Source organism: Paenibacillus antibioticophila, assembly GCF_000455265.1.
Lineage (GTDB): Bacteria > Bacillota > Bacilli > Paenibacillales > Paenibacillaceae > Fontibacillus > Fontibacillus antibioticophila.
Map to the genome: position 1 here is coordinate 2,511,128 of NZ_HG005139.1, position 13,596 is coordinate 2,524,723.

The following is a 13,596-nucleotide window of genomic DNA, read 5'->3' on the forward strand; positions in this document are numbered from 1 at the left end:
ACCTGCGGCTCCGTTGCTTCTTATAGCTTCGGAGCCGCAGGATCTATATTTGGTTTTACTTCACTATCCGATAGATTACAGGCTCGGCATCGCCTGGGACGAGAAGTTGATCGTCTCCAGCATGTTCAGCAGTGCCCGCACCGTATCGAGCGAAGTCATACATACGATGCCGTTCTCAACCGCTTCCCGGCGAATCCGGAAGCCGTCGCGCTCCGGTTCCTTGCCCTTGGTCAAGGTATTGATGACAAAGTGAGCCTCGCCGCTGCGGATCAGGTCAAGAATATTCGGCACACCTTCGGTCAGCTTGTGAACCGTAGTCACCCGTATGCCTGCTTCTGTGAGAGTTGCAGCCGTGCCTTCTGTCGCGATGATTTTATAGCCCAGCTTGTAGAAGCCCTTCAACAGCTCTACCGCTTCTTCCTTATCTTTATCCGCAACCGTGGCAATGACAGCCCCGGTGGCCGGAATCTTCATCCCCGCGCCGATCAAGCCCTTATACAATGCCTTTGCATACTGAGGATCACGGCCCATAACCTCGCCCGTTGATTTCATCTCCGGCCCGAGTGTCGGCTCCACTCTGCGCAGCTTGGCGAAGGAGAATACCGGTACCTTGACCGCCACCTGCTTGCTCTCCGGCCAGAGTCCATCCTGATAGCCCAAATCCTTCAGCTTCGTTCCGAGGATACATTTCGTAGCTACATTCGCCATCGGAATATTGGTGACTTTGCTCAGGAACGGTACCGTCCGAGAGGAGCGCGGATTCACTTCGATAACGTATACTTCATCTTTGTAGATGACGAACTGAATGTTAACCAGACCCACGGTTTTCAGTTCCTTGGCAATCTTCATTGTTATTTCGGTGACTTTGCTTTTCAGTTCCTCTGACAGATGCTGAGGCGGATAGACCGCAATGGAGTCGCCCGAATGGACGCCTGCGCGTTCTACATGCTCCATGATACCCGGGATCAATACGGTCTCTCCGTCGCAGATCGCGTCAACCTCTACTTCTTTACCGAGCATGTACCGGTCAATCAGTACCGGATGCTGCGGGTTGATGTTCACCGCTTCTTTCATGTATTTCAGCAATTCTTCATCGGAGTAGACGATTTCCATCGCCCGGCCGCCAAGTACATACGACGGACGAACCAGCACCGGATATCCGAGCGATTGGGCGGTTGCGGCCGCTTCCTCTACCGAGGTAACCGTACTGCCCTTCGGCTGAGCGATGCCCAGCTTGGAGAGAAGCGCCTCGAACTTCTTGCGATCCTCCGCTTCATCGATGCTGTCCAGACTCGTTCCGAGAATCCGCACACCTGCCGCTTGCAGCGGAGCCGCCAGATTAATTGCGGTCTGTCCTCCGAACTGTACGATCACGCCGACCGGCTGCTCCTGCTCAATGACATTCATGACATCCTCGAAGAAGAGCGGCTCGAAGTACAAGCGATCCGATGTATTAAAGTCAGTGGACACCGTCTCCGGATTGTTGTTTATAATTACTGCCTCGTACCCGGCCTTTTGAATGGCCCATACGGCATGAACCGTCGAGTAGTCAAACTCAATGCCTTGCCCGATTCGGATCGGACCGGAGCCGAGGACCACAATCTTTTCTTTATTCGTATGAATGACTTCATTTTCTGTCTCGTAAGTCGAGTAGTAGTAAGGCGTAGACGCCTCGAACTCGGCCGCACAGGTGTCCACCATTTTATAGACCGGCTTCAACCCCCGCTCCTTGCGGAATTGGGTAACGCTTTGCTCGGTCAGATGGGTCCCCTGCGGTTGTCCCGCCGCCCGCAGCTCTGCAATGGCACGGTCGGTGAATCCAAGTCGCTTCGCTTCAAACAGTGTCTCGTAGTCCAGTTCGCGCTCAGCAGCAATGTTGCGCTCGAACTGTACGAGCCGCTCGATTTTGTCCAGGAACCACCAATCCACTTGCGTCAGATCCTGAATTTGCTGGAGCGTATAGCCTCTGCGGAACGCTTCGGCGATCAGGAACAGCCGCTCATCATCCGCTTTAATGAGGCGTTGATTCAGCACCTCTTCTTCAAGCTGGTCGGCCCCCTTAAGATACAAACGATGGGTGCCAATCTCCAGCGAACGAACCGCTTTTTGAATCGACTCTTCAAAGGTGCGTCCAATCGCCATCACTTCCCCAGTCGCCTTCATTTGCGTGCCGAGCTTGCGGTTGGCATGGACGAACTTGTCGAACGGCCAGCGTGGAATTTTGCTGACGATATAATCAAGGGTCGGCTCGAAGCAGGCATAGGTCTGTCCGGTTACCGGGTTCACGATTTCATCCAGGGTATATCCCAGTGCAATCTTAGCCGCCATCTTCGCGATCGGATAGCCTGTTGCCTTGGATGCGAGCGCCGAGGAGCGGCTTACCCGCGGATTCACTTCAATCACATAGTATTGGAAGCTCTGAGGATCCAGAGCAAACTGTACGTTGCAGCCGCCTTCAATGTTCAGAGCGCGGATGATCTTAAGCGAGGCCGAGCGAAGCATTTGGTACTCCCGGTCAGACAGCGTCTGGCTTGGAGCTACAACAATACTGTCCCCGGTATGTACGCCGACCGGATCAAAGTTCTCCATGTTGCAGACGACAATGCAGTTGTCATTTGCATCCCGCATCACCTCATACTCGACTTCCTTCAAGCCTGCGATCGATTTCTCGATCAGGCACTGCCCGATCGGGCTGTAACGGATACCTGAGGCAACGGTCTCTTTAAGCTCACTGACATTTGCGCAGATTCCCCCGCCTGTTCCTCCCAGCGTGTAGGCCGGGCGAACGATAACCGGGTAGCCGATCTCTTCCGCAAACGCCAGAGCCTCCTCCACCGTGGTAATAATTGTGCTTTCCGGAACCGGCTGCTCCAGCTCGCGCATCAGCTCGCGGAACAGGTCCCGGTCTTCCGCCTTTTCAATGGAATTCAACTGGGTTCCGAGCAACCGGACATTTTCGCTCTCCAGTACGCCTGCACGGGCAAGCTCAACAGCCATATTCAGACCCGTCTGACCGCCGAGCGTCGGCAGAAGCCCATCCGGACGCTCCTGGCGGATGATCTGGGTGACGAAATCAAGCGTGATCGGTTCGATGTACACCTTATCCGCCATATTTGTATCCGTCATGATCGTTGCAGGGTTGCTATTGATCAAGACAACCTCTACGCCCTCTTCTTTCAGCGCTTGGCACGCTTGCGTACCGGCATAGTCAAATTCAGCGGCCTGACCGATCACGATCGGACCGGAGCCGATGACGAGAATTTTCTTGAGATCTTTATTTATAGGCATGTACTTGTTGCTCTCCTTTCGCGATGGAGATCCATTTCGTTTGACGCGGCTTCTGTGGATGCTGACGCTTATGTTCGCGAATCATCTCGATGAAGCGGTCGAACAGATATCCGTTATCATGTGGTCCAGGCGCGGCTTCGGGGTGGTACTGTACCGAGAATGCCGGATGCTTCGTATGCTTGACGCCCTCTACAGTCTTGTCATTGTTATTAATATGGGTAACGACCAGATCCGTCCCTTGCAGTGAAGCCTCGTTGACGGTGTAGCCGTGATTTTGCGATGTAATATAGCAGCGTCCGCTTTCCAGCTCTTTAACCGGGTGATTTCCGCCGCGATGTCCGAATTTCAGCTTTTCTGTATCTGCTCCGCAGGCCAGCGACAGCAGCTGGTGGCCCAGGCAGATGCCGAAGATCGGATATTCACCAAGCAGCTCGGAGATCATTTCCACAGCATAAGGAACGTCTTTAGGATCGCCAGGGCCGTTGGATAACTGAATGCCATCCGGATCAAGCCGGCGAATCTCCTCGGCTGTCGTATTATGCGGGACAATGACCACATCGCAGTCACGCTTGTTGAGTTCTCTCAGGATGCCGCTCTTGGCCCCAAAATCCACCAGAACGATCCGCTCCTTCGAGCCCGGGCTGCTATAGACATGCGTGGTCGAGGTGCGAGCCACCTGATTACGAAGCTCATCTATACTGGTTAACTTCATTTGCTCCTGTAATTCCGCCACCGACTTCGCCGAGGTTGTGATAATCCCCTTCATCGTGCCGTGCTGGCGGATAATCCGGGTCAGCATGCGGGTATCAATATCGCTGATACCTGGAATCCCGTATTCCTTAAGTAAGTCTCCAAGGCAGTACTGCGCCCGCCAATTACTTGGCGAAGGCTCGTAGCGGCGGACGACAAACCCGTGGATCGACGGGGCAATCGACTCGAAATCGTCGCGGGAAATACCGTAGTTGCCGATCAAGGGATAGGTCATTGTCACGATTTGCCCGCAATAGGACGGATCGGACAGAACCTCCTGGTATCCTGTAATTCCGGTATTAAATACGACTTCGCCGGTCATTTCCGCTTCTGCGCCGAACGAGAGTCCGGTGAACAGCGTGCCGTCTTCCAACAACAATCTTGCCTGCATCTTGCAGCACTCCTTTACGTGTATGTTCTAAATAAGCCCATGCTTTCTTAATTAACTTAATTTTCTCTGAAAATAATGCGGCCTTGAACGACAGTCATAACAGGCCAGCCCGAGAGCTTCCAGCCGCTAAACGGCGTATTGTTCGACTTGGATGCAAATTGCGCCGGATTGACTTCCTGTTCCTTCTCCAGATCAACAACCGTCAAGTCTGCAGGTGCGCCGGCTTGCAGACGGCCAGCGTTTAGCCGGAATATATCGGCCGGAGTTTCCGTCATTCTGTTGACCAGAAAATCCAGGCTCCAGCGGCCGGTCTTGACGAATTTTGTATACAGGAGCGGGAAGGCTGTCTCGAAGCCAACAATTCCGAACGGCGCTTGAAGCATCCCTTTCGCCTTTTCTTCTGCACTGTGAGGCGCGTGATCTGTAACGATCATATCAATGGTTCCGTCCTCCAGCGCCTGGATGCAGGCCTCCACATCACGCCGTGATCTTAGCGGCGGATTCATCTTCCAATTGGTATCCAGCCCTGGAATATCCTCTTCTGACAGGATCAGATGATGAGGACACACCTCTGCGGTTACCCGAATTCCAATTTCCTTGGCTTGCCGGATCAACCTGATCGACTGCTCCGTACTGACGTGGCACACATGATAGTGCACGCCCGTCGCTTCAGCCAGCAGAATGTCTCTTCCGACGTGGATAGCCTCCGATTCATTCGGAATCCCCTTCAGCCCATGGCGCTCGGCGAAGGAGCCTTCAGCGACCGGTGCCCCGACCACCAGCGAGTTATCCTCGCAGTGTGCGATCACCGGCATATCCAGTGAAGCCGCCAGTGCCATGGCATCCTTCATCATTTGAGCGCTTTGCACGCCTACACCATCATCGGTATAGCCGATTGCACCAGCTTCTTTCAGGGCGGCAAAGTCCGTCAGTTCCTGTCCTTGCTCCCCTTTCGTGATGGCTGCATAAGGCAGCACCTTCACTAACCCGGCTTGCCGGGCCTTCTCGCAAACGAAGCTTACAACCTCTGCATTGTCGGTAACAGGCTTCGTGTTTGGCATGCAAGCGATGGTTGTGAATCCTCCCTTAGCCGCAGAACGCGCTCCCGTCTCAATCGTTTCTTTATGCTCGAAGCCCGGTTCCCGAAGATGGACATGCATATCAATGAAACCTGGTGTAACCAGCTTGCCAGCAGCATCGATAACCTCAGCTCCGGTATTCTCCGTTAGTTCCGAGACACTCTCTCCGAACTTGACCTCTTGAATGATTCCATCTTTCACTACAATATGTCCTGTAACCAATTCGCCTGCTTCATTCAGAAGTCGGGCATTATTTATGATAAACAGCATCTTATATCACCCTCGCTTTCGAAATGTCTATTTTAACGCTCTCTCCATTACAGCCATCCGGATTGGAACCCCGTTCGACATTTGCTGGAAGATCCTCGACTGTGCGTGCTCTACAACCAGATCGTCAATCTCGACATTTCTGTTCACCGGCGCAGGATGCATGATAATCACGTGCGGCGGCAGCAAGGCGGCGCGCTCTTCCGTGAGGCCATACTCCTGCCGGTATTGATCCGCGGACTTCAACAATCCCTCGGCATGGCGCTCAAGCTGGACCCGCAGCATCATGACCGCATCGGCGCACAGCGCTTCCTCCATGGGCACATATGGAGCGTGTACCGCTAGCTCCGGTGCTTGCATACTAGGCGGGGCACAGAACTTCACCTCGGCGCCGAATTTTTGCAAAGCCCACAGATTCGAGCGGGCGACCCGACTATGCTTGATGTCACCGATGATCGAGACCTTGAGTCCCTTTAGCTCGCCAAAATGCTTGCGCATGGTGTATAAGTCGAGCAACGCTTGTGTCGGATGCTCGTTATTTCCATCCCCGGCGTTGATCAGCGGTACGGATACACGCTGGGCCAAATCTGCCAGCAGGCCGTTCGGCTTCAAGCGGATGACTCCGGCGTCTATGCCCATCGATTCCAGAGTGCGGACAGTGTCATAAATGGACTCTCCTTTTTCCACACTGGATGCGGCCGCCGCAAAGTTCAGCACTTCGGCGCCGAGTCTTTTCTCGGCCATTTCGAAGGAGAAGCGGGTACGGGTGCTGTTTTCAAAGAACATATTGGCTACAAAACAATCCTTTAAAATCGGTGTCTTCTTCTCGGTCCGGCTCTCCCAATAAGCTGCGCGATCCAAGATGGAACTGATCTCCGCAGCGCTCAAGTCTTTCAGACCAAGGAGGCTGTGTTCCTTCAAGCTAGAGGATGTGATCGTCATGCTACTCATCCCCCCGCGCCTGCAAGATTCTGACAAGATCGGTTCCGTCCGTCTCCTGCAGCAGAACCTCAATTTCCTCCGATTTGGAGGTTGGCACATTCTTGCCGATGTAATCCGGTCGGATCGGCAGTTCCCGGTGACCTCGGTCAACAAGCACGGCGAGCTGGATCGAATCCGGACGCCCTGCGTCCATAATCGCATCCATCGCAGCCCGGATCGTTCTGCCTGTATACAGGACATCGTCCAGCAGAATGACCTTCTTACCTTGCACGGATACGGATAATTGAGCTGATGCGCTATTCTTGCCTTGTTCTGCCCGATCATCACGATAGGAGGTTACGTCAAGCTCCATCCATGGGATCGCTGTTCCCTCAATCGCCTCCAAGCGTTCAGCCAGACGCTGTGCGAGATATACTCCCCTTGTCTTGATCCCGGCCAGAATGCATCCTTCAACACCGCTGTTGCGTTCAAGAATTTCATGGGCAATCCGGGTCAACGCCCGTTTCATTGCCATTTCATCCATGATCATATGACTCTCGTTGCTCATTGGAATTAGCCTCCCCAGAGAATTCCTCATCCAGGTCCGTGATTGGCCACAAAAAAACTCCTTGCCGCATTCAGGCAAGGAGTCGCTGGTCATAGTGTCCCACTATGACAGTCATGTAGGTCCAAGGCATAGCACGCCGCTTCAGGCATATCTATCCCCAACCTCATTCACGTTACCTTGCCAGCCTCACGGGACTGAATTAAAGGTTCTTATTGATTTACATGAATTATGACAGACCCGTGAGCGCCTGTCAAGCAGACCCTTTTTGGCAATATGGCCGCGTACTCCCTGTGAAGGCTATAAAATTCATTAATGATACTAATAAATATACATTACAATTAATATTTATTCAATCCATTCACTTATTTATTTTTGCTATCCCGTACAAATTCTCTCCACAAAACAAAAACACCCTAAAGATTTTGATCCTTAGGATTTCCTTCTACTCAGCTAAAAAAACTACGAAGAAAACGCTCCATCGTCACAGTTTCGTGCAAGTGCGCAGCAGTATAAAGCAGGGAAAAGATTCTGCGTTTCGGGGGTAATGTGTGAAGGTTGCTTTCGATCGCTGTTGCTCGTGGATTTCTTTGATTAAATAAAATCTGAAATTGTAGCAATCCACTCGCAAAGGCGACCACTCCGAGCGTATGCTCCCGATGTAGCTTTCTTTCAGATAGTTTTTACTGCACCAACATTCACACTTATACCCTTTTAACGCAGTCTCTTTAGTCCGGCTTTATAGGTGCCGAATGCACTATAGCAGCTCCCCTCCGCACGTCGGATGCATGGCAGAATGCACCAGAATCACTTGTGCCTAGCCTACAGGCTCGTTCATTCAGCATAGCATCTTGATGCCTGATGCATTACAACAGTAACTGCGCATCATTGCACCTTCCGGCGGATAGGTGCATGGACAACTACCCACACAAGGACTATCCCCAGCAGATTCCGCAAAATGGCAACAAAGTACGTATACGCGCACACCTCGCATCATGCAGATCTCACACTGCGCAAAGCTCCCAATGTACGGTGCTTTACAGTATGACGACGATTGGCAGACCCCATGCATATACGGATCACACACATGCAGTGAAAAAAGTTACTCTAAATATAGGTGAAATGGTGGGAATGCGGATATAGTGAAATTTTTTCGCTTAAAGTTGACTAAAACGTGGGTTTTGCTAAGTTACTGGCGATCTAAGGTAAGTTTTCTCACTAAAAGTGGGTTCGAGCGTCGAATGGTAAATTTAAGGTAAGTAATTTCACTGGAGCATGGTTGGAATGAGGCTGAATAAGTGGGATGAGTGAAGCTCGGAACAAGACTGGAATGCGTAGTCGGATAACGAAGTTCCGCGTTCTGCACAAGGCTGAAGCAACGTGCGACTGGGCGCACTCAGGCGCTTAGTGTTCCATTGGGCTGTGCGTAAAGTGAATCGCGCTAGGCCTTCATGCGTGTGCCTAACCTATGCGAGCCTGGCAGCAAGGTGAATTGGGAGGAAGCTTGCGCGGAGTAACCTGGTTGCATGCCATAGGCGGCAAGCTTACTGTAATGCAACATGGGCGCAGCCATGTGCAACTGTGTTTCAGTTGAACTAAAAAGGCGAAGTGAACAGGGCATAAGTGTGAAGGTAAAAGCTTTCTGTAAGAAAGCTTCTTCGGAAGCATAGAGCGTCAGCGTTCGCCTTTGCGAGCGGATTTCTCCCTTGTCAGAACTTGGTCCAATCATAGAAATCCGCGAACAACAGCGATCGTAAGTACACTTCACACGTTGCCCATCTACCTCGCCATAAGCACATTTTCCCGCTTGCATGCCGCAGTCACTCGCCAGAATGCTGGCTAGAACACAAACTTCACTCCGCCAAGGCGGCGCTTGATCTCTTCGATCACCTGCTTCTCGGCTTCAATACCGTTAGCGGCAAAGGTTACAGAAAAACGGACGTAATGCCCGGCATCATCCCAAGGCACGGTCGAGATCAGCTTCTCACGAATTAAGTATTGAGAGAAGTCTTCCGCAGATGCGAAGGACGGGCCTCCCTCCACGCCTTGCGGAGCTTCGACATAAAGGAAAAAGGAGCCTTGCGGTTTTTTCGCCTTGAAGCCTAATTCATTCAGCGCCTCGACCAACAGATTGTGACGCCGCGAATACTTCTTTGCAATCTTCTCGGTAATCTCCGGCTTTGACAGTCCATATGCCGCCGCCTTCTGAATGGCGATAAACTGTCCTGAATCGTTATTGTCCTTCACATCGCTAAATGCCTTAACAATCAAGGGATTCCCGGCGACAAATCCGATTCTCCAGCCGGTCATATTATACGACTTGGACAAAGAATGCAATTCGACGCCTACCTCTTTGGCTCCGGGAACGGACAAGAAGCTGAGCGGCTTAAGGCCGTCATAAGTCAGAGCAGCATAGGGCGCATCATGAACTACGACAATATCGTATTTCTTGGCCCAGGCCACAACCTCGATGAAGAACTCCTTTGTCGCACTAGCTCCCGTGGGATTGTTCGGATAGTTCAGGTAGATCAATTTCGCTTTTGCTGCAACTTCCTCCGGGATGGAGGACAGATCCGGAAGGAACTGATTTTCTTCCGTGAGAGGCACATGATATACTTCGCCGCCCAGATATTTAGTATGGGTTCCGAGTACCGGATATCCCGGTACCGTCAATATGGCAAGGTCTCCCGGGTTGATGAAGCAGGACGGCAGCATCGCCAACGCCGGCTTGGAGCCAATCGAATGAACGATTTCTGTAGCCGGATCAATCCCCTCCACACCAAAGACTTCCTTCAGATACCTGGAGGCTGCTTCCTTAAACTCGGCAATCCCGTTATCTGCATAACCGCGGTTTTCCGGTTTGGCAGCTTCCTCAGCCAGCTTGGCCACAATTCCAGCATCCGCCATTTCGTCGGGCTCGCCCACTCCCATATCGATCAATTCGATATCCGGGAAATCCTTCCTGGCAGCCGCTTTGGCCCGCTTGATCTTCTCAAATTTATAAATTGCAGTATCCTTACCATAATTTGCTCCGCCAATTCGGTCAGCAAACTGCCGTTGGATAAACGTATCTTGATATTGCTCTATGCTCATAACCGACAACTCCTTATTCAGCTTGGAAATGCGAAACATTTTCCCTTTTTATATTGCTGGAATGCCGGTTTTTTAACAATGGATTAAACACCAGAACGTTTGTACTATTCGACTACATAGAGACATATCGTTTCATCCCCCGGTTTCTAGATACAAAAAATCCCCGGCTCAGCTATCGCTACGTGCGATTCTAAGCCAGGGAACCTTCATTACCGATTTCGCAAGGAATGAAGCAATTCCTCCATATCATCAGGGAGGGGTGCCGAGAATTCTTTATACTCTCCGTTTGCTGGATGGACAAAGCCCAGTACCGCGGCATGAAGAGCTTGTCCTTGCATTTTAATGCCTTTGCTTCTGCCATACAATGGATCTCCCACAAGCGGATGTCCGATAAATTTCATATGCACCCGGATTTGGTGGGTACGGCCCGTCTCAAGCTTCAGCTCCAGCAAGGTGTAGTCGCCGAATCGCTCGACAACCTGAAAATGCGTCACTGCAGGCTTGCTGCTCCGCTCGATAACCGTGTACATTTTCCGGTCATGCGGATCCCGGCCAATCGGCGCATCCACCGTTCCTTGATCATGACTGACATGCCCGTGCACGAGCGCATAATACTTCCGGGTTACAGAATGCTCCTTCAATTGAGCAGCCAGAGAAGCGTGAGCCATATCATTCTTGGCGGCCATCAATAGCCCGGAGGTATCCTTATCAATGCGGTGAACAATACCAGGCCGCAGTTCTCCATTAATTCCCGACAGGTCCTTGCAGTGATGCATGAGCGCATTGACCAGGGTTCCGGAGGCATGTCCCGGTGCCGGGTGAACGACCATCCCGCGCTGCTTGTTCACAACGATAACATCGCTGTCCTCGTAGTAAATATCCAACGGGATCGCTTCAGGCACAATCTCTACCGGCTGAGCATCGGGAATCGTTAATGTAACCGTATCTCCGGCGTTCATTTTATAATTCGACTTTACTTGTTCACCATTGACGGCAATATTGCCATTCTCAATCCATAGCTGTATTTGACTGCGGGAATATTCGTCCCCGGTGATGGACTTGACGTATTTATCAATTCTCTCTCTGGCACTCTCCGGCTCTACAGTCCATTCCTGGCCCGTGCCTTCCTCCAGATCAAGCCAGTTTTCTTCGTTATGAGTCATACTTGCTCCTCTTGTTTGATCTCTGCTGCTTGCTGCTTCTCCCGGCGAATCTCCAAAATGGAATCCAGAATGATCAGAGCCACGCCGACAACAATGCAAGAATCCGCAACATTAAAAATCGGAAAGGTATAGGACCCGAAATTGAATTGCAGGAAATCCACAACTTCTCCGGTCAGCACGCGATCAAAGAAATTGCCGACCGCACCGCCAAGCACAAGCGCAAGTGCCGTTTGAAGCAGACGGTTGCCCGATTTCCTTATCTTAAGCATGTACCACACAATACCGATCAATACGACCGTAGTCACCACAATAAAAAACCATCGCTGGTCCTTTAAAATTCCAAAGGCTGCGCCGCGGTTCCGATGCGAGGTAATCAGGAAAAAGTTGCCGATGACCGGAATTTGTTCGTTAATGGTCAGGCTCGTTGCAATCCAATACTTCGTTGCCTGGTCAATGAGAAATGCGATCAATGCGATCAGAAAAAATATCACTCGGGAAGTCACCTCGTTAATTTAGTTATGCCTAGGGAAGATCCCGGCAGAAATAACCACTTATAAGACCTGTATATTGTAGCACAGCGGGAAATGAACCGTCCATGCGCGAAAGGATTTTCCTTAGGTAAAACGTCATGTCTCGGTGCAGAATAGCAGTATGACCAAAGCACCCGTGCATGATTCGCCATTCCTTCGGATTCAGTAAACAAAAGCTCGGAAAGGAGTACGATATAACCATGACCTCAGCTAACTTGAACAACGCGCAATTAGCCGAATTGAAGGACCAGCTCGAGCGGGCAGAGGCTGATTTGCGGCACAGGCTCGCAGAGCAAGGACATTATGGCCTGAACGGGTCCCTTCGTGATAATACGAGCGAGCTGTCTGCGATCGACAATCATCCCGCCGACATCGGCAGTGAAACCTTTGAGCGGGGCAAGGACCTGGCCTTGAACGAGCATGCCGAGCTGCGGCTCACACGCATTCAGGATGCCCTGGCCAAGCTGGAGAATGGCACCTACGGCTGCTGCGAGGCTTGTGGACAAGCGATTGGCTACGAGCGGCTTCAAGCCATTCCCGAGACCGAATACTGCCTGGAGCACAGCCCTCAGTCCTTTGTCTCTGCAAAACGTCCGATCGAGGAACAGTTCCTCGCCCCTCCATTTGGCCGCACAAGCCTGGATGAACACGAGGAGCAAAATGGATTTGACGGAGAGGACGCCTGGCAGATCGTTGAGGGCTTCGGTACTTCCAATTCGCCAGCCATGGCAGAGGACAACGAGATCGATGACTATAATGACATGGAGATTGAAGCCTCTGCTGAGCTGGACGGGTTCGTAGAGCCTTATGAATCCTTTGTTGCTACTGATATTTATGGCCAAAATGTGTTCTTTTACCGTAACGGCGTATATCGCAAGCACATGGAGGCTACAGAGCACCTGGACAGCGAGGACTCTTAGGAGGATGTTCAAAAAGTCAGCTTTTGATCACGAAGTAATTCAAGATGGTCATTCGACATCGAATCTTGCATTCACCCTAGAAGTCCGGTACTCATGTAGGGTTTGCCTACACTCCGTTCCTCCTTCTGCGGGTTCTCGCAACCTTCTCGGTGCTGAAAACCTGACTTTTTGAACTCGTACTTTAAGCGGCGGCTCTAATACGTATTAAGCTCGAGCTGGCGCTGAACGATCCGCACAACATCGGCGATATAATCTCCGATGATCGGCAAATTCAAGGCCCCAAGCAACTGGAGAAGATAAATAATCGTAGCGGCAAAAAAAGTAAAGCCAATCGCAATTCCCACACCGCGCGACGTTCCTGACAGCAGGTTGAGCCAGATCAGCCGCCATGGTCTGTTCAGCAGCTGCGTATATTCCGCAATACGTGATTTCTCTAATTGCTGGGTCCAGGTTAGCGTCAGACGGTGCAGCTCATTCATTTGTTGTTCCAGCTCCGTCTTCGGCCCAGTTTGTCCCTCAGACGTACCGCCGGAGCTTTCTGATGTCCTATCCGTCTCGCCCTGCCTCATCCCGTACCTCCTCCGCAAAATGGAAACGAGCCCCAAGCAGAGCATCCCCCTGATCAGGAG

10 protein-coding genes are annotated in these 13,596 nt (G+C 51.6%); 1 reads left to right on the forward strand and 9 read right to left on the reverse strand.

The window, feature by feature from the left end; translation table 11 throughout:
* Positions 1-75: 75 nt before the first annotated feature.
* From carB to lspA, 8 genes are all read right to left on the reverse strand, one after another.
* Positions 76-3,288, reverse strand: coding sequence for a carbamoyl-phosphate synthase large subunit (carB, locus tag TX85_RS11600; RefSeq protein WP_044479253.1), 3,213 nt, complete (start codon positions 3,286-3,288; stop codon positions 76-78).
* Entirely contained in the window at positions 3,275-4,429 is a 1,155-nt protein-coding gene (gene carA, locus TX85_RS11605; RefSeq protein ID WP_044479254.1) for a glutamine-hydrolyzing carbamoyl-phosphate synthase small subunit, read from the reverse strand. The genes carB and carA overlap by 14 nt, the downstream gene beginning before the upstream one ends.
* 56 nt (positions 4,430-4,485) lie before the next feature.
* Positions 4,486-5,778 carry a dihydroorotase gene (locus tag TX85_RS11610; protein WP_044479255.1) on the reverse strand — a complete coding sequence of 431 codons (1,293 nt, stop codon included), beginning with the start codon at positions 5,776-5,778 and terminating at the stop codon, positions 4,486-4,488.
* 27 nt (positions 5,779-5,805) lie between these two features.
* Positions 5,806-6,717: an aspartate carbamoyltransferase catalytic subunit gene (locus TX85_RS11615; RefSeq protein ID WP_044479256.1), complete on the reverse strand. Its 912-nt coding sequence runs from the start codon at positions 6,715-6,717 to the stop codon at positions 5,806-5,808.
* A gap of 1 nt (position 6,718) precedes the next feature.
* On the reverse strand, positions 6,719-7,264 hold the full coding sequence (pyrR, locus tag TX85_RS11620; protein WP_044479257.1) for a bifunctional pyr operon transcriptional regulator/uracil phosphoribosyltransferase PyrR: 546 nt from the start codon (positions 7,262-7,264) through the stop codon (positions 6,719-6,721).
* A gap of 1,836 nt (positions 7,265-9,100) precedes the next feature.
* A complete protein-coding gene (locus TX85_RS11630) occupies positions 9,101-10,354 on the reverse strand; it encodes an LL-diaminopimelate aminotransferase (protein ID WP_044480019.1) in 1,254 nt (417 codons plus the stop codon).
* Between the two features lie 209 nt (positions 10,355-10,563).
* Positions 10,564-11,517 (reverse strand): RluA family pseudouridine synthase, encoded by a 954-nt coding sequence (locus tag TX85_RS11635; protein ID WP_044479259.1) that lies wholly within the window; start codon positions 11,515-11,517, stop codon positions 10,564-10,566.
* Positions 11,514-12,008, reverse strand: a complete 495-nt coding sequence (gene lspA / locus TX85_RS11640; protein ID WP_044479260.1) for a signal peptidase II — start codon at positions 12,006-12,008, stop codon at positions 11,514-11,516. The genes TX85_RS11635 and lspA overlap by 4 nt, the downstream gene beginning before the upstream one ends.
* A gap of 239 nt (positions 12,009-12,247) precedes the next feature.
* Here lspA and TX85_RS11645 point away from each other — a divergent pair, with 239 nt between their 5' ends.
* Positions 12,248-12,967 (forward strand): TraR/DksA C4-type zinc finger protein, encoded by a 720-nt coding sequence (locus TX85_RS11645; protein ID WP_044479261.1) that lies wholly within the window; start codon positions 12,248-12,250, stop codon positions 12,965-12,967.
* A gap of 194 nt (positions 12,968-13,161) precedes the next feature.
* Here the strand turns inward: TX85_RS11645 and TX85_RS11650 are convergent, their stop codons facing one another.
* Positions 13,162-13,536, reverse strand: coding sequence for a DUF5665 domain-containing protein (locus tag TX85_RS11650; RefSeq protein ID WP_044479262.1), 375 nt, complete (start codon positions 13,534-13,536; stop codon positions 13,162-13,164).
* Positions 13,537-13,596: the final 60 nt, after the last annotated feature.

Bases quoted from the DNA above. Each gene is read 5' to 3' on its own strand.
- TX85_RS11610 (WP_044479255.1), bottom strand. From the start codon at position 5,778: ATGCTGTTTATCATAAATAATGCCCGACTTCTGAATGAAGCAGGCGAA.
- TX85_RS11650 (WP_044479262.1), bottom strand. From the start codon at position 13,536: ATGAGGCAGGGCGAGACGGATAGGACATCAGAAAGCTCCGGCGGTACG.
- TX85_RS11635 (WP_044479259.1), bottom strand. From the start codon at position 11,517: ATGACTCATAACGAAGAAAACTGGCTTGATCTGGAGGAAGGCACGGGC.
- pyrR (WP_044479257.1), bottom strand. From the start codon at position 7,264: ATGAGCAACGAGAGTCATATGATCATGGATGAAATGGCAATGAAACGG.
- TX85_RS11630 (WP_044480019.1), bottom strand. From the start codon at position 10,354: ATGAGCATAGAGCAATATCAAGATACGTTTATCCAACGGCAGTTTGCT.
- carA (WP_044479254.1), bottom strand. From the start codon at position 4,429: ATGCAGGCAAGATTGTTGTTGGAAGACGGCACGCTGTTCACCGGACTC.
- TX85_RS11645 (WP_044479261.1), top strand. From the start codon at position 12,248: ATGACCTCAGCTAACTTGAACAACGCGCAATTAGCCGAATTGAAGGAC.
- TX85_RS11615 (WP_044479256.1), bottom strand. From the start codon at position 6,717: ATGACGATCACATCCTCTAGCTTGAAGGAACACAGCCTCCTTGGTCTG.
- carB (WP_044479253.1), bottom strand. From the start codon at position 3,288: ATGCCTATAAATAAAGATCTCAAGAAAATTCTCGTCATCGGCTCCGGT.